General features: G+C 39.7%; 22 protein-coding genes and 1 pseudogene. 8 read left to right on the forward strand and 15 right to left on the reverse strand.

Features of this window, described 5'->3' with window-relative positions; genetic code table 11:
• The 3 genes from gpmI to lptF all read right to left on the reverse strand — a co-directional run bounded on the left by gpmI (position 1) and on the right by lptF (position 3886).
• Entirely contained in the window at positions 1-1548 is a 1548-nt protein-coding gene (gene gpmI, locus V5M36_RS14520; protein ID WP_338560285.1) for a 2,3-bisphosphoglycerate-independent phosphoglycerate mutase, read from the reverse strand.
• Between the two features lie 167 nt (positions 1549-1715).
• Positions 1716-2786: an LPS export ABC transporter permease LptG gene (lptG, locus tag V5M36_RS14525; protein WP_338560286.1), complete on the reverse strand. Its 1071-nt coding sequence runs from the start codon at positions 2784-2786 to the stop codon at positions 1716-1718.
• Positions 2786-3886, reverse strand: a complete 1101-nt coding sequence (gene lptF, locus V5M36_RS14530; RefSeq protein ID WP_338560288.1) for an LPS export ABC transporter permease LptF — start codon at positions 3884-3886, stop codon at positions 2786-2788. The genes lptG and lptF overlap by 1 nt, the downstream gene beginning before the upstream one ends.
• Before the next feature lie 144 nt (positions 3887-4030).
• Here lptF and V5M36_RS14535 point away from each other — a divergent pair, with 144 nt between their 5' ends.
• The 4 genes from V5M36_RS14535 (at position 4031) to V5M36_RS14550 (ending at position 6850) form a co-directional block, all read left to right on the forward strand.
• Positions 4031-5473: a leucyl aminopeptidase gene (locus tag V5M36_RS14535; RefSeq protein WP_338560290.1), complete on the forward strand. Its 1443-nt coding sequence runs from the start codon at positions 4031-4033 to the stop codon at positions 5471-5473.
• Positions 5466-5873, forward strand: a complete 408-nt coding sequence (locus V5M36_RS14540) for a DNA polymerase III subunit chi (protein WP_338560292.1) — start codon at positions 5466-5468, stop codon at positions 5871-5873. The genes V5M36_RS14535 and V5M36_RS14540 overlap by 8 nt, the downstream gene beginning before the upstream one ends.
• Positions 5874-5916: 43 nt before the next feature.
• Positions 5917-6534 carry a cell division protein BlhA gene (gene blhA / locus V5M36_RS14545; RefSeq protein ID WP_338560294.1) on the forward strand — a complete coding sequence of 206 codons (618 nt, stop codon included), beginning with the start codon at positions 5917-5919 and terminating at the stop codon, positions 6532-6534.
• A 100-nt stretch (positions 6535-6634) separates the two neighbouring features.
• Positions 6635-6850, forward strand: a complete 216-nt coding sequence (locus V5M36_RS14550; protein ID WP_338560296.1) for a hypothetical protein — start codon at positions 6635-6637, stop codon at positions 6848-6850.
• A gap of 192 nt (positions 6851-7042) precedes the next feature.
• On the opposite strand, the gene V5M36_RS14555 is transcribed toward V5M36_RS14550, so the two are convergent.
• From V5M36_RS14555 to glnK, 7 genes are all read right to left on the reverse strand, one after another.
• Positions 7043-7588, reverse strand: coding sequence for a VTT domain-containing protein (locus V5M36_RS14555; protein ID WP_338560298.1), 546 nt, complete (start codon positions 7586-7588; stop codon positions 7043-7045).
• Between the two features lie 141 nt (positions 7589-7729).
• A complete protein-coding gene (locus V5M36_RS14560; protein WP_338560300.1) occupies positions 7730-8389 on the reverse strand; it encodes a riboflavin synthase in 660 nt (219 codons plus the stop codon).
• A gap of 186 nt (positions 8390-8575) precedes the next feature.
• Positions 8576-9868, reverse strand: a complete 1293-nt coding sequence (locus tag V5M36_RS14565) for a DNA adenine methylase (RefSeq protein WP_338560302.1) — start codon at positions 9866-9868, stop codon at positions 8576-8578.
• The gene (gene ribD, locus V5M36_RS14570; RefSeq protein WP_338560304.1) at positions 9865-10962 is read right to left on the reverse strand and encodes a bifunctional diaminohydroxyphosphoribosylaminopyrimidine deaminase/5-amino-6-(5-phosphoribosylamino)uracil reductase RibD; all 1098 of its coding nucleotides are present in this window, start codon (positions 10960-10962) and stop codon (positions 9865-9867) included. Before ribD ends, V5M36_RS14565 begins: the two co-directional genes overlap by 4 nt.
• 31 nt (positions 10963-10993) lie before the next feature.
• On the reverse strand, positions 10994-11458 hold the full coding sequence (gene nrdR / locus V5M36_RS14575; RefSeq protein WP_338560307.1) for a transcriptional regulator NrdR: 465 nt from the start codon (positions 11456-11458) through the stop codon (positions 10994-10996).
• A gap of 133 nt (positions 11459-11591) precedes the next feature.
• Positions 11592-12995 (reverse strand): ammonium transporter, encoded by a 1404-nt coding sequence (locus tag V5M36_RS14580; protein WP_338560310.1) that lies wholly within the window; start codon positions 12993-12995, stop codon positions 11592-11594.
• Positions 12996-13054: 59 nt separating this feature from the next.
• A complete protein-coding gene (glnK, locus tag V5M36_RS14585) occupies positions 13055-13393 on the reverse strand; it encodes a P-II family nitrogen regulator (RefSeq protein ID WP_067672810.1) in 339 nt (112 codons plus the stop codon).
• Between the two features lie 273 nt (positions 13394-13666).
• Between glnK and V5M36_RS14590 the strand changes: the two genes are divergently transcribed.
• Entirely contained in the window at positions 13667-13894 is a 228-nt protein-coding gene (locus tag V5M36_RS14590) for an accessory factor UbiK family protein (RefSeq protein WP_338560314.1), read from the forward strand.
• 78 nt (positions 13895-13972) lie between these two features.
• A pseudogene (locus V5M36_RS14595) lies at positions 13973-15460 on the forward strand (YifB family Mg chelatase-like AAA ATPase).
• Positions 15461-15534: 74 nt separating this feature from the next.
• On the opposite strand, the gene V5M36_RS14600 reads toward V5M36_RS14595, so the two are convergent.
• Positions 15535-16266 (reverse strand): TorF family putative porin, encoded by a 732-nt coding sequence (locus V5M36_RS14600; protein WP_338560317.1) that lies wholly within the window; start codon positions 16264-16266, stop codon positions 15535-15537.
• A gap of 362 nt (positions 16267-16628) precedes the next feature.
• Positions 16629-17402: a TorF family putative porin gene (locus V5M36_RS14605; protein WP_338560319.1), complete on the reverse strand. Its 774-nt coding sequence runs from the start codon at positions 17400-17402 to the stop codon at positions 16629-16631.
• Between the two features lie 413 nt (positions 17403-17815).
• Here V5M36_RS14605 and V5M36_RS14610 point away from each other — a divergent pair, with 413 nt between their 5' ends.
• Positions 17816-19150 carry an OprD family outer membrane porin gene (locus V5M36_RS14610; RefSeq protein WP_338560321.1) on the forward strand — a complete coding sequence of 445 codons (1335 nt, stop codon included), beginning with the start codon at positions 17816-17818 and terminating at the stop codon, positions 19148-19150.
• 77 nt (positions 19151-19227) lie between these two features.
• Here V5M36_RS14610 and ppa read toward each other — a convergent pair whose 3' ends face one another.
• The gene (gene ppa / locus V5M36_RS14615; protein WP_338560322.1) at positions 19228-19764 is read right to left on the reverse strand and encodes an inorganic diphosphatase; all 537 of its coding nucleotides are present in this window, start codon (positions 19762-19764) and stop codon (positions 19228-19230) included.
• Positions 19765-19927: 163 nt separating this feature from the next.
• A complete protein-coding gene (locus tag V5M36_RS14620; RefSeq protein WP_338560324.1) occupies positions 19928-20326 on the reverse strand; it encodes an MAPEG family protein in 399 nt (132 codons plus the stop codon).
• Between the two features lie 104 nt (positions 20327-20430).
• Here V5M36_RS14620 and V5M36_RS14625 point away from each other — a divergent pair, with 104 nt between their 5' ends.
• Complete coding sequence (locus tag V5M36_RS14625; protein ID WP_338560325.1) at positions 20431-20814, forward strand: hypothetical protein; 384 nt, start codon at positions 20431-20433, stop codon at positions 20812-20814.
• Between the two features lie 67 nt (positions 20815-20881).
• Here V5M36_RS14625 and V5M36_RS14630 read toward each other — a convergent pair whose 3' ends face one another.
• Positions 20882-22555 (reverse strand): AMP-binding protein, encoded by a 1674-nt coding sequence (locus V5M36_RS14630; protein ID WP_338564252.1) that lies wholly within the window; start codon positions 22553-22555, stop codon positions 20882-20884.
• Positions 22556-22570: the final 15 nt, after the last annotated feature.

Below are 22570 nucleotides of genomic sequence, written 5' to 3' on the forward strand. Positions count from 1 at the left end.
CTATGCTGTTAAATTCACCAAATTACGACCTTTCATTTCTGCAGGTACAGGTAATTTCATGAGTGTTAATAATGTCGGTGCAACATCAGCAAGTACACCACCCTCAGCAATCGTTGCTGGAGTCGGTCCAACATAAATAAACGGCACATGTTCCGTTGTATGCTGAGTATGAACTTGCCCACTCACATAGTCTTGCATTTGCTCAACATTACCATGATCTGCGGTAATCAGCATATGTCCTTTTTGCGCCTTCACTGCCTCATAGACACGACCAAGACTCGTATCTACAGCCTCAACCGCTTTCACTGCTGCATCAAAGACACCTGTATGACCGACCATATCACCATTGGCATAGTTCACCACCAACAAATCAAACTCGCCTGATTGAATTGCAGCAACCAACTCATCCGTCACTTCATAAGCACTCATCTCAGGTTTTAAGTCATACGTAGCGACGTTTGGAGATGGGATAAGAATGCGTTTCTCACCCGGATATTCATCTTCACGTCCGCCACTAAAGAAAAATGTCACATGTGCATATTTTTCAGTTTCAGCAATTCTCAGTTGAGTCTTACCTAAATTAGAAAGGTATTCTCCTAGAGAATTCACAAGTGCTTGTGGCATATAAGCGACAGGCGCATCTATGCTCGCTTGATAACGAGTTAACATGACAAATTTAGCTAAATTTGGCACGGTTTTACGTTCAAAACCTTCAAAGTCTTTTTCTACAAATGCTTTGGTAATTTCGCGTGCACGGTCAGCACGAAAATTCATAAAGACAACGCTATCACCATCTTGAATACGAATCGCATCACCAATACGTGTTGCCTTCACAAACTCATCAGATTCACCCGCTGCATAAGCAAGTTCAAGCCCTTCAACTGCAGTTGCTGCTGTTCTTTCAGCTTCACCTTCTGTGAGCAAGCGATAGGCTTGTTCAACACGATCCCAACGATTGTCACGATCCATTGCAAAATAACGACCGATAAGCGTCGCTATACGACCTTGACCTGGGTATTGAGCAAATAAAGTATCTAATTTTTCTAAAGACGGTTCGGCGCTTTTAGGCGGAGTATCACGTCCATCCAAAAATGCATGAAGATAAACTTGAGCACCACGCTTTAATGCCAGCTCAGCCATAGCAACAATATGGTCTTCATGGGAATGCACTCCACCTTGTGAGAGCAAGCCCAAAATATGCAAAGGTTTGTTATTGGCCTTGGCTTTTTCAACCGCATCGACCAAGACTTCATGTTCAAAGAAATCACCCGTACGAATATCTTTGGTGATACGCGTAAAGTCTTGATACAACACACGACCTGCACCGAGGTTCATATGGCCAACTTCAGAGTTACCCATTTGACCATCTGGTAAACCAACGTCTTCACCTGAACCAGAAATTAAACCATGCGGATGATTGTTTTTCATTGCAGTCAAATTTGGCGTTTTTGCTGCTAGAAATGCATTATCCTGTACCGCTTCACGATGACCCACACCATCCATAATCACCAGTACGTGTGGAGTTTTGCCAGCAGTTGCATCCGTCATGATTTACACTCTTTCGTCTATACATTAATCGTTACATCTTACCGAATTTTTCGCTAAGACTCTATCTGTACGCGATGGCTTTAAATTATCGCTACCATCTAAATTTCAATTGAATCAAATCTATTGAATCAAATGTATTGAATCTTAAATTTTTGAATTTTTTGCGTTTATCGTGCCCGATACAATAAATAACTGCCTACTGCGAACATGAGCAATATAGGCAAGAAAACAAACCATGCTGGCGATGGCGAATAGACCAAACTCGCATAACCCAAGAAATCCTGCACATAGTAAAATCCAAGGCCAACAAATAGTGCAATCACCAATCTAAAGCCCATGGATTGTTGACGTAATGGTCCAAAAATAAATGAACAGGCAATCAATACCAATGCCAGTAAAGCGAAAGGTGCGCTTACTTTTTGCCAAAATGCCAATAAATAAGTTTTCGGTACTTGGCTATATTCATGCATATAACGCATAAAACTGATCAATTGACTTGGCGCCAAATCCTCAGGATCAATGGTGACCATGTGCACATATTTCGGTTGTAATGCCAGCGCTAAATCTTGTTCTGTGGTTTGAATTAGTTTTGAAGGACCTTCTGGAGAAATATCCATTTGGGCGGCATTGGTCAGTGACCATTGGCCATTTTGAACAAACTGACCTTGTTGTGCATCTAATACTGAATTTAGACGGTAATCTTGATCAAAATCGAGCATTTGAACATTCTTTAACTGACCTTGCGCATTTGCATAATCAATATAAATAAAGCGCTGCCCTTCTCGTGTCCAATATCCTTTTACTTCACCCAGTTCTGCCGCACTACGGTGCTTTTTAACACTTTCTGCTTGCTCACTGGTATGTGGAATAACATATTCACTTAATAAGAATGAAAGGACGACCAACAACATTGCTGAACGCATCACCCAACCCACGATACGCCACAGGCTAATTCCTGATGCGCGCATCACGATTAATTCACTGTTGGATGCTAATGTTCCTAGACCCAGAACCGCACCAATCAAAGCTGAAATAGGTAAAATTTCATATAGGTATTGTGGTGCACCCCAAAGTACATACAATAATGCTTGCCAAGCACCATAATCGTCCGTCAGATTGCCCAGCTCTCCCATATAGGTAAAGAGCACTTGTAGCGCAGACAATATAGCCGTCGCCCCCAACATAGCGAGCCCTGTGGTTTTAGTCACATGCTTGGCGACAATTTTACGTGCTAACATTATGATCTCGCTCGCCCGATTCGTTTTTTCAATTTCGGGGCTAGTTTTTGTTTTCTAGAAAAAATTGCAGCGGCAATCGCATAGACCAGAAGTACCGCAGGGTACGCCCAGATTCCGATTTCATCTTTACTGATACGCGTTTTGATTGCCATGAGCGCTACGATCAGACTGGCAAAAATTAATAATGCTGGGAAGAGTTTTAAATAACGTCCTTGACGTGGACTGACCTCAGACAAGGCTGTTGCCAGCATTAAAGCAACAATCAACGTAAACGGTACAAATATACGCCAACCGAGCTCACTCGCCACCACAGGATCATCACGGGTTTCGATTAATTTAGCGATCGGCAATGCTTCAACTTCGCCACTCTCAAATTTGGCTTCCTTATCGCTTTCTAAGCGTAAACGATAAGCTTCAAATTCAGTTTGACTATACTTCGGACTATTTGGAAAAATTTCATAACGTCGACCAAGGGTTAAATCCACCACACTTGCCGTTTTATCTTCCATTTCTACACGCGTCGCCTCTTTTGCCAAAATCATGACATCAGGCTTGCCTTCAGTATCAGCACGTTGGTAAAAAAAGATATCGGTTAAATTTTTGCGATCTTCGGACAGTGAGCCGGCGTAAATCGTGTAAGGACCTGAAGAAATAAACTCTTTGGGTCGAACCAAGTCAAAACCAGATCGAACCGCTTGGCTCGTGGTTAATGCTTCAAACTGACGAATACCCCACGGCGCCATCCACACCATCAGTAAGGTTTGTATAACCATAAAACCGACAGTAAGCGGCACAAGTAAACGTGCGAGTTGGTTCCGACTCACACCACTGCCATTTAAAACAGCCATCTCGTGATCAACGTATAGTCGACCGAACACCAACATTAAGCCGATGAAAAAACCCAATGGTAGAATAAGCGTGAGAAATTCAGGAAGTCGGTAACCAATAATACTAAATAGAATGCTGGCATCTAAGCGGCCTTGAGCTGCCACACCAAAATACTTGATCAAACGCCCACCCATCATAATGAGCGTGAGTAAAGAAATGACAACCAGTGAGGTCGACAATACTTGCTTGACGAGATAACGTCTTATAATCAAAGTAATCTTCCAAAAATTGGGTTAATTCGGCTAGCGCTAGTTTACCTGAATGTTAAAAATATAAAACCTCATTGAAATTCTATCATTGGTAGTGGTTCAATGGTTTAATGATTTAAAACGTCTCTATAGGCACATCTAAAACATATGAAACTTACGCTTAATACCTCATTTCAAAAACAGTCTTCTAGCCAACATTTATTGATTTTAGTCGATTCAAATTCGATTCAAAATGCTCAAACGACTTACCAAATCAATGATTTTCAACAAGCAATTGATGCGACTCAATTTAAAGCAAGCCTAAACGAAAGTTTGCCATTGATCGGAAAAATTGCAGACCAACCCAACAGTGCGCTACTTGGCATTGGTCAAGCAGCAGATTTAAAAGCTGTGCAATTAGCAAAAATTGCACAAAGTATTATCAAAGTGTCACAAAAAAAATTCAAACAAATTAGTGTTGATATTTCAGCTCTACCGCAAGATTTACATTACTTATTTGCTTTGAGTTTAACGCAAGCTGCTTATGCTTATGATGAATTCAAATCTAAAAAGAATGAGTTTATCTTGGATCAAGTAGATTTGATTTCCACACAATCAAACTTAAATGAAGCTCAATTAAATCTCATTACCGCGATTGAACAGGGTCAAAACAAAGCCCGTGACTTGGCAAATTGCCCGCCAAATATTTGCTTCCCTGAATATTTAGCAGAACAAGCACTTGAATTGGCTGCTGAATTTCCAGACCTCGTTAAAGTAACTGTACTCAATGAACAAGAAATTGCAGATCTAGGCATGAATGCCTTCCTTGCAGTAAGTAAAGGTTCAGACCGTCCAGGACGGATTATCACGATTGAATATAAAGCCAATCTTGAGCAATCGCCTGTTGTATTGGTGGGTAAGGGTGTGACCTTTGATACGGGTGGTATTTCACTTAAGCCAGGCCTAGGCATGGATGAAATGAAATATGATATGGGCGGTGCAGCGTCAGTATTGGGTACCATGCGTGCGCTTTGTGAAGCCAATCTTTCTATTCATGTTGTCGGTGCAATTGCCGCTGCTGAAAATATGCCTTCAGGTCATGCCACTCGTCCAGGTGATATTGTCACCACAATGAGCGGTCAGACAGTAGAAATTTTAAATACTGATGCTGAAGGTCGTTTGGTACTTTGCGATACGTTAACCTATATCAAGCGTTTTAACCCAGAGTTGGTGATCGATATTGCGACCCTGACAGGCGCATGTGTCGTTGCACTTGGTTCAGTATTAACAGGTTTATTCAGTCCTGATGATGCCTTAGCTCAAGAAATTTCAACTGCTGGGGAACAATCTTTTGACCGCGTATGGCGCATGCCCGTGATCGATGATTATCAAGAACAGCTCGACTCACCTTTTGCAGATATCGCCAATATTGGTGGTCCAAAAGCAGGTGCGGTAACCGCTGCATGTTTCCTTCAACGCTTCACCCGTGAATACCGTTGGGCACATCTAGATGTTGCTGGTACGGCGTGGACTTCAGGTGCAGCTAAAGGTGCAACAGGTCGCCCCGTTCCTCTTTTGGTTCAATTTTTAGCAAATCGAGCTCATGGCTAAAGTTAGTTTTTATTTATTTGAAAAAAGTCCTGAACGACAAGTGGAAAGCACTTGTCGTTTATGCCGTAAAATTTTACGGCAGCAGGCTAAAATTTGGATTTACTGTCCAGACCAAGATATTCAGCGTGAGTTAGATGATCGACTGTGGAGTTTTGATCCGCAAAGTTTTTTAACTCATGGTATCGACCAACAGTCTGCTGCCATTTGTATTTCTGCGGATCTGCCAGATTCATCAGACTGGATTATTTTTAATTTTAACAATCAAGCTCTTGAACATGTTTCGCAAATTAGTCACATTATCGAAATTGTTGAAAATGATGAAGCGGCTAAACAGGCAGGTCGTGAAAAATTTAAAACTTATCGTCGATTAGGCATAAGTCCTCAAACTCACAAGTTATAATCAATGATTCATCCTATTGAATTGAAGTGTTAAAAGGAGATGCGTGGTGACACTAAAAGTGGGGCAAGATTTTAAGAAGCGTTGGCTCAATGCACCCGATGCTGTACGCCATGCATTTCTAGATGACCTCAGTCGCATCAATGACTTACTCCATCCTGATAGTGAAATTCAAGTCTGGTTGGAGAATGATCAACGTGCTCAACAAGTAGCGCAGTTAAAAGTTGAACAGGCATATGCTGAAGAAAAAGCCCGTCTAATCGAAGAAGCTCGTGTGCGTAAGCAATTGGCTTTAGAAAAGGCATTGGCTGAAAAGCGTGCCCAACAACAAGCTTATGACCAAAGTTTACTTCAAGATGAAATGCAACAGTTTCAACATCAAACCACTGTTCTGATGCAGTTACGTGAGACATTAGATCTTGAAATATCAGATTATAGTACGCGTTATACTCAGAACCCTTCAAAAGCTGTTGCTCAAAATAAGCCTAAAGAAAGTCAACTTTCTGATGACAAAATAAAATCTGAATTGGAAAGCTTACGTTTAAGACTGGAACTCGAAGCAGAAAACTTGATAGAAGAATCTGTTCAGAGCTTTACTGCAAAACTCAAAATTGCAGCTGAAGATGAGATTTCTTATATCTTAAAACAGTCGAATCTTAACTAAGACTCAGCTTTAGCTTGTCATCGAAATGAAATATTTTTATTGGACAATCGGAATGTAATTTATACATCAATGTATAAATACACATTTCAGGATGATAAAAATGGATCTCACACAACTCGTTTCAGACCGTATATCCGCTTTGAATGTTGGTGAAAGTATTACGATCAGTGTTCAAGAACTGTTGATTAGTCGTACTGACTTTCAATCTATCGCTTTATTTTTATTAAAAGAATCTAAAAACGGAATGTTTTCTATTTCTTCTTCGCAACAATCGTCAGGGTTGGAACGTACTTCTTTGACGATCAATAAGAATTAATCAAAATGATTTAATTCCATCTAAAAAAAGCCCTCTCTCGGGCTTTTTTTGTTTTTAGCATATTGATCAATGCTGCACTTTAAAGTCGTCTTTTTAATAGCCGTCTTTTTTACATTCGTCTTTTTATGTTTTGTTTTCAAATTCTGTTTTTTTAAATCTGTTTTTCAAAATCCTTTTTCAAAAATCATGCTCTCAAAAATAGTCTAAAAAATTTGAGAGTAAATTACCCATTCCATAGCCCACACCTAATAATAAGACGATCCAAATCCAGCCACCTAAAACATTATAAAACATAAAAATAGGATAACGCATATAACCAGACCCAGCTGCAAAAGGTGCAAATGACCTCACAAAAGGAATAAAGCGCGCCATGAGTATGGTCTTGCCACCATGTTTTTCGAAGTACTGCGTTGTTTTAAGGACGTACTCTGGCTTAAACCATCGCGTATGCTGGCTAAAATATTTTAAACCCAATAATCGACCCGTATAGTAATTGACCGAGTAACCCAATACAGAAGCAATAAAGAGCATGATGCACATATAGTGTAAATGGATTAATTCTGTGGTTGAGCACATCGCGCCAATGGCAATCAGCAGACTATCACCGGGTAAAAAGAACATAAATACCGAACCTGTTTCGGCAAATATGATCAGAAATAAAATCGCGTAAATCCACAAGCCATAGTTTTCGAGTAGCGTCGGTAATAACTGCTCCAGATGGAGTAAAAAATCAATCATTGTTACGAATCCGTAGCATATTATTTTTCCGCTCTAGCAAAAATTATTTCTTCAGTTTTAAATTATTGCTTCTGGTTTGAAAAGAAATTTGAAATGAAAACAGCCTAATTTAATTAGGCTGTTTTCTATTTTAGTCGCTTTTTAACGTAAAAATCCATTCGCAGCTAAAAAATCCATACTTAACTTAGACTCGGACTTTTGTTCAGCCGCTTTATCTCCAAGTAAAAGTCGCTCGATATAACGCGCCAGAATGTCGACTTCCAGATTGACTTTTGCACCTGTTTTCCAAGTGCTTATATTGGTCCGTTCAGCAGTATGCGGAATCAAATTTAAGCTGAGCACATTACCGCGTAAGTGATTAATGGTTAAACTAATTCCATCTACAGTAATTGAGCCTTTTTCAGCTAAATATTTGGCAATTTCAACGGGTGCTGTCACTTCATAGTAAAGTGATCTAGCATCTGTGCGCACAACCGTAATTTCACCCACAGCATCGACATGCCCACTGACAATATGCCCACCAAAACGAGTGCTTGGCAACATCGCTTTTTCAACATTAACAGGCTGTCCAACTTTCCATTGCGATAATGTAGAACGGTTTAAGCTTTCTCTTGAAACGTCAGCCGCATACCAATTTTCGCCCCAGTCGATCACTGTTAAGCAAATACCATTGGTGGCAATCGAATCACCTAAATGCACATCAGACATATCCAGATCCGTTTGAATACGTAATCGAATGTCTCCACCTACACTTTGCAGACTTTCAACCTGACCTAAACTTTCAACAATGCCTGTAAACATGAGCAATCTTCGCTTTATGATTTCAATTCACTATCGCAATATACATTATTTGAATATTCATAATGTTATTTCACATAGCCTTTCATTTATAAAATTAAAATTATAGAAACACCAAAGGCTGTCTCTTTTAAAACAACCCAGCAAAAATATTTGCTGAGCTGCGGCATTCTTCAATGGTTTTATTCTTTACCACAGATCCAATTGTGTTGCGACGCTGGCCGTATCGACACCACCTAATTCTGCATAATGGTGTAATTGTCCCAATAGCTGACGAATCGGTGGGCCAGATTTAGCATGTGTGTCGGTAATCACAATAAACTCAAGTACACGAGCACGTTCAGACTGGCGTTGTTTACTCACGCGATAACGGGGCACATCTTGAGTCAATAAAGTTACGCGACCCCGTTCCAGATTGGCTTTGAGCAAATCACCTGCCTCAATATTTCCATCTGTTGAATAACTGGTCAAAATATAACGCGCCTTGATCGTACTTAATAATTTTTCATACGCTTCTTTGGCATATTTAGCAGAGTTATACGGACTTGGACGTTCTTTACGCCAAGCACGGTCAATTCCGCTCTTATAACCCTTGGTATCTGGTGTAGGTAAATCATTCTGATCCCACAAAGTTAGGGCATTCAGGACATGATAATTACTGCTATAGGCATGTTGATTATACGGCGGATCTAAGTAGGCAATGTCTACCTCAAAACTACTCATTTGATTGGCAAGATGCTGAGCATCTACACACCACACTTCAGCCATCGGAACTTTAGGTTCACCTAACTCACAGAAACGACTAGGCGATAACCACATTAATGATTCAATGCGTTCTAATGCGGTTTGGGTCTTACCTCCCCAACCATGGTGAAAGCTTTTAAAAACGCCACTTGTATTACTGACAAAACTGGCTGAATACAAAAGCGGTGCCAACAAAGCACTCATTTCAACATCATCAATCGCGCCTTGTGCTTGCCATGCTGCTATTTGCTGACGCATGGCATCGATCCGCATCCCATTACGGCGTTTAAAGAAAAGACGATCTCGTGCTGGATCATAAATTTCGTCGTTTCGTGGACATAAATTGTGTGTAACCCAACCGTTGACTTCAGGTAAACGATTTAGATAATCGATCGCTTTTTGATAGCCACCCAATTCTTTAAATGCGGGTGCATCGGTACAAGACAGAATCGCATTATTCAAGGCATGACTGTAGGGTTCCCAATCATTGGCAATCACACGGTAACCATTCTGACGGGCTAAACGTGAAACCACGCCACTGCCTGCAAAAAAGTCAGCAAAGATCGGGGCACGACCATTTTTTTTATTTAAGGTTCCCGTACTCTCAAGCGCTTCCAAAATCAAATGCAAGAGGCGACGTTTATTCCCCAGATACGGTACAAGTTGATTAAATAAGTATTCATCTGTGGTGCGTGCCGAATGACGGCGTTTGTGATAAACGGTTGACTCTGAATTCATAATGACTCTTGAGTAGGGATTAATTTTAAGCGAATGTCTTCACCCAATTGAGTGACCTCTTTCAACTTAAAATGAAGCTGTTCTGCCATGGTGACAAAATCGGCATTGAACATAGCACGTGCAGATTGTCCGAGAAAGGTCGGCGCAACATAGCTGATCATTTCATCGACTAATTTCTCATGCAAAAATGCACTTGAGAGTGTTGCGCCTGCTTCTACAAGCACATCATAAATATGAAAATCTTTTAAAGTTTTTAAGAGTTCTGATAAGGACTGAATTTCGAGTTGAATCACACCCAAGCTCGCCAATTCAGGTCTAAATGGTCCCATCACCATAACGGTATCGGGTTGTTGTAAAATTTTTGCATTCAGTGGTAATCGACCTTTTCGGTCTAAAATCACTCTTTTCGGTTGAGAAATATTTTTAACTTCGGTGTCGTCAAGTTGACGAACATTCAGTTGAGGGTCATCGGCTAAAATCGTTTCAATACCCGTCACGATAGCACCAGAAATCGCGCGCCAATGTTGAACATCATGACGTGCCTCAGTGCCAGTAATCCATTTGGACTCGCCTGAAGCCATCGCTGTACGCCCATCCAAACTAGAGGCAACTTTTAAACGCACATAAGGTATGCCCATTGCCATGGCTTTTAAAAAACCTAAATTCAACTGCTGCGCTTCAACTTCACATACACCTAACTCAACCTCAATACCTGCTTGACGCAAAATATCTAGGCCTTTACCCGCAACTAAGGGATTAGGATCTGCACATGCCACCACAACTTTAGAGATACCAGCTTCAACCAAACCCTTTGCACAAGGTGGCGTACGACCATAATGCGCACAAGGTTCTAAAGTCACATAAGCAGTCGCACCTATAGCCTGCTCGCCTGCCTCACGTAAAGCAAAAACTTCCGCATGCGGTTGGCCAGTCTGAGGATGAAAACCCGTACCGACCAAATGTCCATCTTTTACGATGACACAGCCCACGTTCGGATTAGGTTTAGTCGAATACTGCCCTTTTTTTGCCAATTCAATAGCACGCTGCATCCAGAGACGATCTTGTTCAGATGAAATGGGTGTTAAATCAGACATATTTTTCCTAAACAGATATTTTTAGCAGAGATTAATGCTCTTGGCCACGATGCTGCATTTGTTCAATTTGACGACGAAATGCTTCAACATCTTGGAAATCTTGATAAACCGATGCGAATCGCACATAAGCCACGTGATCCAGTGCAAATAAAGACTGCATGACGATCTCGCCAATGGTTCTGGAACGTACATCACGCTCACCTAAACGGCGAATTTGCAATTGAATATCACTTAATACGGTTTCAATTTGTTCTTGTGTCACAGGACGTTTTTGTAAGGCATGCATGAGTGAACGGCGTAATTTAGCCTCATCATAAGGTTCATTTTTACCATTAGACTTGGTCACTCGTGGCATCACCACTTCAAAACTCTCAAAGGTGGTAAAACGCTCATTACAACCAATACATTCACGTCTACGTCGAATCTGACAGCCTTCCGCGGCTAAACGAGAGTCGATAACCTTACTATCTGCGGCGTTGCAAAATGGACAGTGCATAGCGTTTTAATTGGACAGTTTATATTTAACTTAGTGTAGCAAAAATTCAATGTAATGTTGAGCTTTCAACCATATATAGAAAAAAAGCAGCCCAATTGGGCTGCTTCATACCATATATTGATTATTTTATTTTTTAATCGACACGTTCGCCATGCTGACTTAAATCGAGACCCATGCGTTCATCATCAGATTCAACACGAATTCCAATAATCAAATCAATCACTTTAAGAATGATAAATGTACATACTGCGGAATACGCAATTGTCGCAAGAACACCTTCAACCTGAACCCACAATTGAGACATCACATTGACTGGAGCAGCATCACCCATGATGAATTCGCTTGCAAAGAAAGCCGTTAAAATCGCCCCGACAATACCACCGACACCATGTAAACCAAATGCGTCCAAAGAGTCGTCTGCTTTTAGTGCGCGTTTTAGTGCTGTAATTCCCCAGAAACACACCACACCACCAATCAGACCCATCGCAAGTGCGCCACCAACGGTGACAAAACCAGCTGCAGGCGTAATCACCACTAAACCTGCAACTGCACCAGATGCAGCGCCCAGTACCGACGCTTTTCCGCGTACCATTCTTTCTGTAATTAACCATGAAATTGCAGCAGCGGCAGCAGCGACTTGAGTCACGACAAGTGCATAACTTGCTGAACCATTTGCGCCTAACGCTGATCCACCATTGAAGCCGAACCAACCCACCCAAATCAAACTCGCACCAATGACGGTAAGTGTTAAGTTATGTGGTGCCATTGATTCTTTACCCAGACCCATACGTTTACCCAGCATATATGCAGCCACTAAACCTGCTACACCTGAGTTAATATGAACAACGGTACCACCAGCAAAGTCGAGCGCACCATCGGCACCTAACCAACCACCACCCCATACCCAATGCGTAATTGGCGCATAAACAACAATTACCCAAACCACAATAAAGGCGATGAACGCACTAAATTTCATACGTTCAGCAATCGAACCACTAATAATGGCTACGGTAATGATTGCAAAAGTCATTTGGAAAATAACAAATAGAATTTCTGGAATAGTTCCCGTTAAGGCTTCTGTGGTAATCCCTGAAAGCATAAACTTATCTAAGCTTCCAATCAGAGCATTTCCCTCTCCAAAAGCGAGCGAGTAACCGATCACAACCCAGACTATACTCACGACTGCAGCAGCAACGAAACTATGCGCCATTGTGCTTAAAACGTTTTTCTTACGTACCATACCGCCGTAAAAAAGCGCCAAACCTGGAATGGTCATAAGCAAGACCAATGCGGTGGACACTAAAATCCAAGCCGTATCACCTGTATCTAATTTTGGTTCTTCTTCTATAGCAGGTGTTGATTCAGTTGGAGCCAGAGCAGCTACAACTTCACGAGAATCTGTAGGAGATGTTTCAGTTGCAACAACTGTCACATCTTCCAGAGTAGGTGTTGGTTCTGTGACAGCGTTTTCAGCCCATGCAACAGAACCACCTAAAAGTGCGCCGGACAAACTCAGCGCAAGTAGCATCTTATTCATTCGTATCCCCCAACCTAGTTTTTCTGAGTTATTGGCTACTCAGCAAACTTCATGCCAAATTAAACAGCATCTGCACCAGTTTCACCTGTGCGGATACGGATCACTTGCTCTAAGTTCGTCACGAAAATTTTTCCGTCACCAATTTTGCCAGTGCTTGCTACACGAGTAATTGATTCAATGACTGATTCAACCATTTCATCGCTAATCGCGATTTCAATTTTTACTTTAGGTAAAAAATCAACCACATACTCAGCGCCACGATAAAGTTCAGTATGACCTTTTTGACGACCAAAACCTTTAACTTCAGTCACGGTAATACCTTGAACACCAATCTCAGAGAGTGCTTCACGCACGTCATCTAATTTGAATGGTTTTACAATTGCTGTTACGAGTTTCATATTGTTTTCCTTCGGCTTTTTCCACCAGTAAGGTTTTATGTTCAAATTTCGTGCCAAACTCCCTAAAGGTTGGGGGTATTAGTCGGTTAAAGCACGAACGTCTTTATACCCTATTTTATACGTCATAATTAATTTAAGCTTTAAAAATCATACAATTTTCAGTGATTTTTTTTATATCAATTATTGGAAAACCATATCTTAATCAGTAAACACTAGGGGCATAATAAAAGCGATGTTACACTGTAAAAAATGAGGATATATTCAGAGTCAGTTATGATAGAAACGTTACTACAAGCGATTTTAGAGCAAGTTGAACAACCCAAAAAAGATTTAGAACACAACTTACGCGCATTATTACAAGAGACAGTTACGCAAATGGACTTGGTCTCACAAGACGAGTTAGAGCGCCAAAAAACAGCACTTCAAAATGCCAATGCACGATTAAATCAACTTCAAGAACAAATCAAAGCTTTAGAAACAATGATTTCTCAAAAAAGTTAAAAAAAGCACCATAGAGGTGCAATAAAATTATAAAGTGATTAAAAATAAAGCAACTTATAAAAATAATAGGTCTACCCAATGTCTTTTGCCAAAATTTATACTCGAGGTTTGCTTGGTCTTCATGCTCCATTAATTGAAGTTGAAGTTCATGTCAGTCAAGGCCTACCCTCTTTGACGATTGTCGGCTTAGCAGAAGCGGCTGTACGTGAAAGTAAAGATCGCGTGCGGTCTGCCATTATTAATAGTGGTTTTCAGTTTCCAACCAAACGCTTAACCATTAATTTAGCCCCAGCAGATCTTCCAAAAGATGGCTCACGTCTTGATTTACCTATCGCTTTAGGAATCTTAATTGCCTCAGGTCAATTGCCAGAAAATAGTACAGATGAATTTGAGTTTATAGGCGAGTTGGCTCTAGATGGCCAATTAAGAGCAGCATCTGGTACCCTAACCATTGCCATGGCATGTCAAACGGCACATCATCAACTGATGTTACCAACGTCAAATGCTGAGGAAGCAGCTCAACTGCCTGATTTTAAAGTTTTTGCAGCCTAAAATCTCAAACAGGTCTGTGAACACTTTTCAAAAACGCACACAATTGATGCATTTTCATCCAACTGTACACTCAAAAAAAATGAATATAAATCTGATCTTGCAGATGTTAAGGGGCAGCTTAGACCCAGACGCGCTTTAGAAATTGCAGCGGCAGGAGGACATTCAATTTTATTTAAAGGCCCTCCTGGCACAGGCAAAACTTTGTTGGCCTCGCGCTTGTCGAGTATTTTACCTCCGCTGAATGCTCAAGAAAATTTAGAAGTCGCCAGTATTTATTCTATTGCCAGTGCACAACATCAATTTGGACAACGTCCCTTCCGTGCACCCCACCATACTGCTTCTGCAGTGGCTTTGGTCGGTGGAGGTTCACACCCTAAACCTGGTGAAATTACCTTGGCGCATTTGGGCGTTTTATTTTTAGACGAACTGCCTGAGTTTGATCGAAAGGTGTTAGAGGTTCTAAGACAACCCTTAGAGTCTAAAGAAATCGTTATTTCCAGAGCTTCAAGACAAATTACTTTCCCTGCTAATTTTCAATTTATTGCTGCGATGAATCCTTGTCCGTGTGGTTATGCGTTTAATCAGGACACTCGCTGTCAGTGTTCGGCAGAATCCATCAAACGTTATCAAAATCGAATCTCGGGACCATTGCTCGACCGCATCGATTTACATATAGATGTGCCACCTCTCAGACCGCAAGATCTTCAAGACACCAAGCCAGTTGAAAACTCTGAAACGGTTAGACAACGAGTGATTCAAGCTTATGATTTACAAATGGCGAGACAGGGTTTTTTAAACCAAGCCCTATCTCCACAACAATTGGAGAAATTTGTTCATTTGGACGATGCCGCTCAGCATATTATGGCAACTGCACAACAGCGTTTAAATTTATCTGCACGGGCATATCACCGCATTTTACGTGTTGCACGTACCATTGCAGATTTGGCTCAAAGTGAAGACATTCAAATCAGCCATTTAACTGAGGCATTGTCTTATCGAAGTCAGCAAGCCTGAAAGTTGAACATCAAGATTGCGAAGAAAAAAAGACGACTTAATGTCGTCTTTTTTGAAAAAATTATATTACGAGATTAAAAGTCATATTTCAGACCCAATACCACTTTATTTTTTTGTTTTACATCATTACGGTCATAACCACCCACAATGAAATTCATATTTGCCGTCACACCAGTGTCAGCCAAGGCTTTACTTACCCCAATATCGAAATGACGGAATCCAAAGCTTTCGCTGGTTTCTTTAATAAAGTCTCCTGATTTTCTATAAGCATATAATCCAAGAGCGGTATCTAGACTAAAATCTTTCGGCAAAGGATAGCTATATGATGCTTTGAAATAAGTATCACCTGTATTTCCCCATAAAACGTCTTCAAGCAAAGTCTGAGCAGTCAAGTCGATACCTTTGTAATTTAGACCCAACATAGTTTCAAAACCATTTGCATTACCTGTACCTAAATCATAATAATAGTAATAGGTGAAACCAGCGGTATAGCTTAAATCATCATTAATTTTACCGTTATAGCCTGCATAGAAATCATTTTCGAATTCGTTTCCATTCTCAGAGCCATAATCTAGTGTTGAACCCCACCAGCCAGCATAGAAACCTGATGCATGGCTATAATCTAAACCACCTTGAATGGTCGCATTTTTATTTTCAGGTACTTTTGTAATACCGCGTAAATTATAGCTAGAAAGTACACCAATATTGCCAGATATCGAATGATCAGAGGCTGGTGCTTCAGCAAATGTAAGCGTTGATGCTGATGCTGTAACGGCTAGCCCTAATGCTTTTAATGTAAATTTCATACTGATGAATCCCCCACATCGTTTTCCGATCGTTTTGGTTAATTTTTTTGACTCAACAGATAATTAGCAATTGCTATGCCAGCTTTTTAAATTTGAAAGATTTAGAAGTTCTCATGATTCAAAAAATTTAAATAAAATATTGTTTTAGCTATTATTTTTAATAATAAAAATTTAATAGCACTTGCTTTGGTTATGATGAAGCGATCACTTTTAAAATGAATAACAAGGGTTCAGCAATTTACATACATTTTTAAATCTCATTACATTTCGCTTCTTTTTAAGGCTATTTTTTAAACAAATTATTAAAATTTGCATAAAAAAAGTGCATATCCGAGAATATGCACCTCACATTTTAAATATGTTTAAAAGGAATAATTGACTGCGAAGACCAAATGTTCATCTAGATCTTGATTAAGTCGATCTTTAATACCCCAGATATAATCCAAACCAATAACCACACCAGAGTCAACTAAGGGCATGCTCAGACCGACTCGGGTTTCATTGAACAAGAAATTTTTCTCTGTTTGAACCAGACTATTGTCCCGATGATCATTGTAAATTGAGGCGACAATGCTTGTATTGAGCAAAATATCATAGAACAAAGGATGACTATAGCCAGCGCCTAAATACATATCGCCAGCATTGCCATAATTCGCATCAGACAAAGCAATACCCAAATTTAGACTTAAGTTTCGATAATTTAAGGTGTTAAGCCACTCTGTACCCGTACTACGACGACGTTCAGATCGATCATCATTATATGAGCTGCCACCATTATGATATACAAAGGCTGTGACTTGAGTCCGATATGTGAGCGCCTCATTAATCTCTTTTGTATAACCAATACCAAAGTCATGTTCAAAACCGTGATCTTTGTTTATATCGGTAGAGTCATAATCTAGCGTTGAACCCCAATAATTTAAATACACACCACTCTTGTGCTCATATTTCAAACCCGCTTGAAAAGTGATGTCATCGTTTTCTACCCCGCCACGATATATATATTTAGTCACCGCTCCAAAATTACCTGATATTTTTCCTTGCGAAGAATCTTCATTTTGCACTTGAGCAAAAACTGACGTGGTCAACACACTTATTACTAACGCTAACCATGATTTTTGCAGAGAGAATTGCATAAACTTCCTTTGATATTGCGTTTACATTTTCATGAGCGCAGATCATAAATGTTTTTTTCTTTTTGGTATATTTTATGACCCCTCTCAATTTTTGAATATTAAATAAACCACTACTTAATGTCGTAAAACAAAAGTTATCCTGTCATTTTTTTTAATTTTTTTGACAAGTTACAACTAATTTGTTAAAAAAAGATCTTTCACATTTTTTTAGTAATAAAATTAAGCTCATGTATTATTTAGAAATAATTTATAGTCATCTATAAAATTGATCATTTTTAGCGAAAATTGTTCTATATATACCAAGATCGCATAACGTTTTGATGAAATAAAATGAATAATAAAAGAAGTTTTGTTATACATTATGTATACAAATATTCACATCAACCCCTAATTTTGTATGAGGCGCTCTCCCAATGCAAAAATCAAAAAAATTAACATTGGTATTACTTATTCAAGCTGCTTTAATTTCTACAGCTTATGCAACCGAACAAAGTGAAGCAAAAGGCTTTGTTGAAGGTGCTGAAGGATCAGTATTATTCCGCACTGGTTATTTAATGCGTGATAAAAAAAATGGCGTTGAGGATACAAGTTCTGCAGCTCAAACGGCTATGGTTAAATTAGAATCTGGTTTCACCCAAGGTGTCGTCGGTTTTGGTGTAAATGCAGTCGGTGACGCATCATTTAAGCTGGGTAAAAATGGACATGCGGGTAATGGCATGATTCCAACATATGACCAAAATAATGCTGATGGAACCAAAAATGCCTATGATCATTGGGCTCGTGGTGGTGCAAGTATAAAAGCACGTATTTCAAACACAACTGTTGAATACGGTACTCAAGTTCTAGATATTCCTGTTTTAGCGAGCAATACAGCACGTTTAGTACCTGAATATTTCACTGGTGTACTCGCAAAAAGTCGTGAGATTGAAAACTTAGAAGTGCTTGCTGGTAAATTCACCAAGAACCAATACTCAGATCAAATCTCGACTGACAGCAATAAACTGGATAGTGCAATTGTTTGGGGCGCGAAATACAAATTTAATGATCAAATTAACGCATCTTATTATGGTACAGATATAAAAGATCGCTTAGATCGTCATTATTTGAATGCGAATTACGCACACCAATTGGCAGACAAAAGTACTTTAACTTATGATTTCAGTGGTTATCGTACTCAGTGGGATGCAAAACCAGATGGTTCAGCTTATACCTACTCGCATACGTCTAATGATTTGAATAACTTAAGCAACAACATTTGGGCACTTTCTGCTACTTATAATACAGGCCCACATAACGTCATGGTTGCTTACCAACAAAACACAGGCAATACGGGTTACGATTATGGTTTAGGCCGTGGTGTGGGTGATGGTCAACAAACCATTTATATGCCGAACTCATACTTATCTGACTTTATTGGTAATGATGAAAAATCTGTGCAACTTCAATATACCTATGACTTTGGTGCGATCGATATTCCTGGCTTATCTTGGACATCCGCTTTTGTTTACGGCTGGGATATAGATGTGTCAGCAGGCCAAGTTAATCGCGCAATTTTAGCTACAGATGATGCGCAAGAACGTGAATTCTTTAACCAAGTGAAATATACCGTTCAATCTGGTTTTGCGAAAGATGCAAGCTTACGTGTACGTCACTCTTACTACCGTGCAAGTGATGACTACCAAAGTGCTTATATCGGTGATACCAATGAATGGCGTATCTGGTTAGATATTCCTGTGAAATTATTCTAATTTCTTAGAAATATCTACATAAAAAAACCTGCACAATGTGCAGGTTTTTTTATGACTCAAAGCCAAATAACATGCAGTTATTTATTAGCTTCTTGATAAGCAGCGATTGAGCTTAAAACTTCTTTCTTCGCAACATCAGCATTTTCCCAACCACTTAACTTCACCCATTTTCCAGGCTCAAGATCTTTGTAGTGTTGGAAGAAGTGTTCAATTTGGCTGATCAATAATGGTGGAAGATCTGTATATTCTTGAACATCTTTATAGATTGGTGTTAATTTTTCATGCGGAACAGCGACTAATTTCGCGTCTACACCACCGTCATCTTCCATATTCAATTTACCCACTGGACGGCAACGAATCACTGAACCAGGCTCAACTGGATATGGTGTTACCACCAACACGTCTAATGGGTCACCATCAAGAGATAATGTATTTGGTACATAACCGTAGTTTGCTGGATAGAACATTGCTGTACCCATGAAACGATCTACAAATAACGCGTCTGAATCTTTATCGATTTCGTATTTGATTGGCGCTGCATTTGCAGGGATTTCGATAATTACATAGATATCATTTGGTGCATCTTTACCCGCAGGGATATTACTGTAGCTCATAGCAAACTCTTTAACTGTGTAGTGTTCAGTGAAATAAGGGCGATTATAACGCTTTATCAAGCAATCAGCATTCGATTATACAATTTGCACAATAAAATTAGGTATCGTGTCATCAGATTTATACTTAAATATGTTGGCCGAGATTATTTTTTTAATTTTTCGATTAAATTGTTCTTGCCACAATGAATAATAAAAAAACCGGACAGGCCATAGAAAGGAACCAAATAATTGATCTGAGTGTAGAAAGATTACATAAGTAACAAATCCCATAGATCAACCTTAAAACCAAATATGCAATGCCCAACAGCATGGTCAGGCCTTGGTTAATCACCATATATTCAGCCATCAAAATAGCTGCGATAAACAAAGGTAAGCTTTCAAAACTATTTTGTTGCACGGCATTGGCACGAGCCGCCAAGCCTGAAGTTTTAGCTAAAAACTCGCGCGGATTTTGGTTATCTTTAAGATTAAAACCACCCGTCATTTTAGCGAGAATTGTAAAACCATATGGCATTAAACAGGCAATTAAAATTAAATAAATGATGCCATCAATCCCATGCATGAATTTTATATCCAATAAATTATTTTCTGACCTATCATAGCATGATGTATATGCGATAATTTTGGCTAAATTATGGTGTTTTTGAAAATGAGAGTGAAGATGGCATGACAAATCCCGACCAGAAAGAACTGTTTAATGTATTTGATCAACAGCGCCAACATCAAAAGCAAGTGGATCGCGTTCTCTATATTGTTCTTCCGATCATGGCTTTTTTACTCAGCGTAATTTGCGCCAATATGAACTGGCAATCCACCATCGGAACTTTTCTTGCCCTACTGATTGCCTTTTTTGCGGTCGGTATTAAACGTCAAAATAAAGCGCTATGGTTGACGATTATTGCAGTTTATAGCCTCGTTGATATCTATTTTAGTTATGCAGGACAGCTCCCACCTTCTGCAGTGGGTCGCCATATGGGAACCATGCTGACTTTTACTGGAATTTTAGCGATTGGGCGTCCTTACTTCGACCGTTGGCTGATGAAGTCATAAGATCAACCATAAAAAAGCTGATAAAAAAAGCGCTTAAAAGCGCTTTTTTTACTAAATGGTCTCAGTATTACTTACGTAAATCTTTACGTAAGATTTTACCAACATTTGATTTTGGCAACTCATCCATAAACTCTACATAACGAGGACGTTTATAGCCTGTTAAGTTTTCTTTAGCGAAAGCTAAAATCTCTTCAGTGGTTAAAGAAGGATCTTTTTTCACGACAAAGAGTTTAGGAACTTCTCCAGATTTTTCATCCGTTACACCAATAGCTGCAACTTCTAATACTTTCGGATGCGTTGCAATGACTTCTTCAATTTCAGATGGATAAACATTAAAACCTGAAACTAAAATCATGTCTTTTTTACGGTCTACAATTTTAAAGTAGCCTCGTGTATCCATCACGCCAATATCGCCAGTACGGAAATAACCATCTTTAGTCATCACCTTTTCTGTTTCATCAGCACGGTTCCAATAGCCTTTCATCACTTGCGGGCCACGAATCGAAATTTCACCTTGCTCACCTTGTGGTAAGTGATTTCCTTCGTCATCTAAAATGGCAACATCAGTCAGTGGCAATGGAATACCAATTGTACCGCTGAACTCTTCAGATGCCGGTGGGTTTGCCGTTGCAATTGGTGATGTTTCAGAAAGACCATAACCTTCGATAATATTGGTACCGGTGATCTTTTTCCACGCAGCTGCTGTCGAAGGTAAAACTGCCATCCCTCCGCCCATCGCCATCACTAATTTACTGTGATCTAACTGTTGAAACTCTTCGTTATGAACCAAAGCATTGAAGAGCGTATTTACTGCTGGGAAGAAACCAGGTTGGTATTTGCGTAATTCTTTAATCACTGCAGGTAAATCACGTGGATTCGGAATCAATACGTTGGCTTGACCTTTATACATACCGTATAAGGCACAAACCATGAACGCAAAAATATGATACAGCGGTAAAGCACAGAAGATACGGTCATCTTTCCCACCATCTTGCTTACCAAATTTACTTTGGAAAATACCATCTGCTTGCATTAAGTTTGCAACCAAATTGCGATGGGTTAATTCTGCGCCCTTAGATACACCCGTTGTACCCCCTGTATATTGCAAAACAGCGGTATCACTCAACGTCACTGATGGACGTTTGTAATTGTTCGGATTTCCTTTTGCCATCGCAGCATTGTATGTGAGATGACCTGGAATGTTCCAAGCAGGAATTTGTTTACGCACTTTACGTAATACAAAATTCACCAAAGTCCCTTTTAAAGTGCCCAACATATCGCCGACTGAAGCAACAACCACATGCTTAACAGGCGTTTTACCAATAATCGCTTGGTACACTGAGGCAAAGTTTTCAATAATCACTAAAACTTCTGAACCAGAGTCATTCAATTGATGCTCTAATTCACGTGTTGTATAAAGTGGATTGACATTGACCAACACTAATCCTGCACGGAATACACCCAGTGCAACAACAGGATATTGTAAAACGTTCGGCATCATCACAGCGACACGTGAACCTTTTGCCAAACCTAAGCTTTGTAGATATGCGGCGAATTGACGGCTAGCCAAATCAAGTTCACTAAACGTTAACGTTTTATCCATAAAAATAAATGCGTCACGTGAGCCAAATTTTTGGAAATTACGCTCGAAAATATCAATTAGAGAGGTATTTTCCGGTGGTAATTCTACAGTTTCTGGAATTCCAGTCTTTTGGTATTCTGCTAACCAAATCTTATCCATAACGCCATACTCTCC

This window comes from Acinetobacter sp. KS-LM10 (assembly GCF_036896575.1).
Taxonomy (GTDB): domain Bacteria; phylum Pseudomonadota; class Gammaproteobacteria; order Pseudomonadales; family Moraxellaceae; genus Acinetobacter; species Acinetobacter avistercoris.

Bases quoted from the DNA above. Each gene is read 5' to 3' on its own strand.
- gpmI (WP_338560285.1), bottom strand. From the start codon at position 1,548: ATGACGGATGCAACTGCTGGCAAAACTCCACACGTACTGGTGATTATG.
- lptG (WP_338560286.1), bottom strand. From the start codon at position 2,786: ATGTTAGCACGTAAAATTGTCGCCAAGCATGTGACTAAAACCACAGGG.
- V5M36_RS14535 (WP_338560290.1), top strand. From the start codon at position 4,031: ATGAAACTTACGCTTAATACCTCATTTCAAAAACAGTCTTCTAGCCAA.
- V5M36_RS14540 (WP_338560292.1), top strand. From the start codon at position 5,466: ATGGCTAAAGTTAGTTTTTATTTATTTGAAAAAAGTCCTGAACGACAA.
- V5M36_RS14550 (WP_338560296.1), top strand. From the start codon at position 6,635: ATGGATCTCACACAACTCGTTTCAGACCGTATATCCGCTTTGAATGTT.
- V5M36_RS14555 (WP_338560298.1), bottom strand. From the start codon at position 7,588: ATGATTGATTTTTTACTCCATCTGGAGCAGTTATTACCGACGCTACTC.
- V5M36_RS14560 (WP_338560300.1), bottom strand. From the start codon at position 8,389: ATGTTTACAGGCATTGTTGAAAGTTTAGGTCAGGTTGAAAGTCTGCAA.
- V5M36_RS14565 (WP_338560302.1), bottom strand. From the start codon at position 9,868: ATGAATTCAGAGTCAACCGTTTATCACAAACGCCGTCATTCGGCACGC.
- ribD (WP_338560304.1), bottom strand. From the start codon at position 10,962: ATGTCTGATTTAACACCCATTTCATCTGAACAAGATCGTCTCTGGATG.
- nrdR (WP_338560307.1), bottom strand. From the start codon at position 11,458: ATGCACTGTCCATTTTGCAACGCCGCAGATAGTAAGGTTATCGACTCT.
- V5M36_RS14580 (WP_338560310.1), bottom strand. From the start codon at position 12,995: ATGAATAAGATGCTACTTGCGCTGAGTTTGTCCGGCGCACTTTTAGGT.
- glnK (WP_067672810.1), bottom strand. From the start codon at position 13,393: ATGAAACTCGTAACAGCAATTGTAAAACCATTCAAATTAGATGACGTG.
- V5M36_RS14590 (WP_338560314.1), top strand. From the start codon at position 13,667: ATGATAGAAACGTTACTACAAGCGATTTTAGAGCAAGTTGAACAACCC.
- V5M36_RS14600 (WP_338560317.1), bottom strand. From the start codon at position 16,266: ATGAAATTTACATTAAAAGCATTAGGGCTAGCCGTTACAGCATCAGCA.
- V5M36_RS14605 (WP_338560319.1), bottom strand. From the start codon at position 17,402: ATGCAATTCTCTCTGCAAAAATCATGGTTAGCGTTAGTAATAAGTGTG.
- V5M36_RS14610 (WP_338560321.1), top strand. From the start codon at position 17,816: ATGCAAAAATCAAAAAAATTAACATTGGTATTACTTATTCAAGCTGCT.
- ppa (WP_338560322.1), bottom strand. From the start codon at position 19,764: ATGAGCTACAGTAATATCCCTGCGGGTAAAGATGCACCAAATGATATC.
- V5M36_RS14620 (WP_338560324.1), bottom strand. From the start codon at position 20,326: ATGCATGGGATTGATGGCATCATTTATTTAATTTTAATTGCCTGTTTA.
- V5M36_RS14625 (WP_338560325.1), top strand. From the start codon at position 20,431: ATGACAAATCCCGACCAGAAAGAACTGTTTAATGTATTTGATCAACAG.
- V5M36_RS14630 (WP_338564252.1), bottom strand. From the start codon at position 22,555: ATGGATAAGATTTGGTTAGCAGAATACCAAAAGACTGGAATTCCAGAA.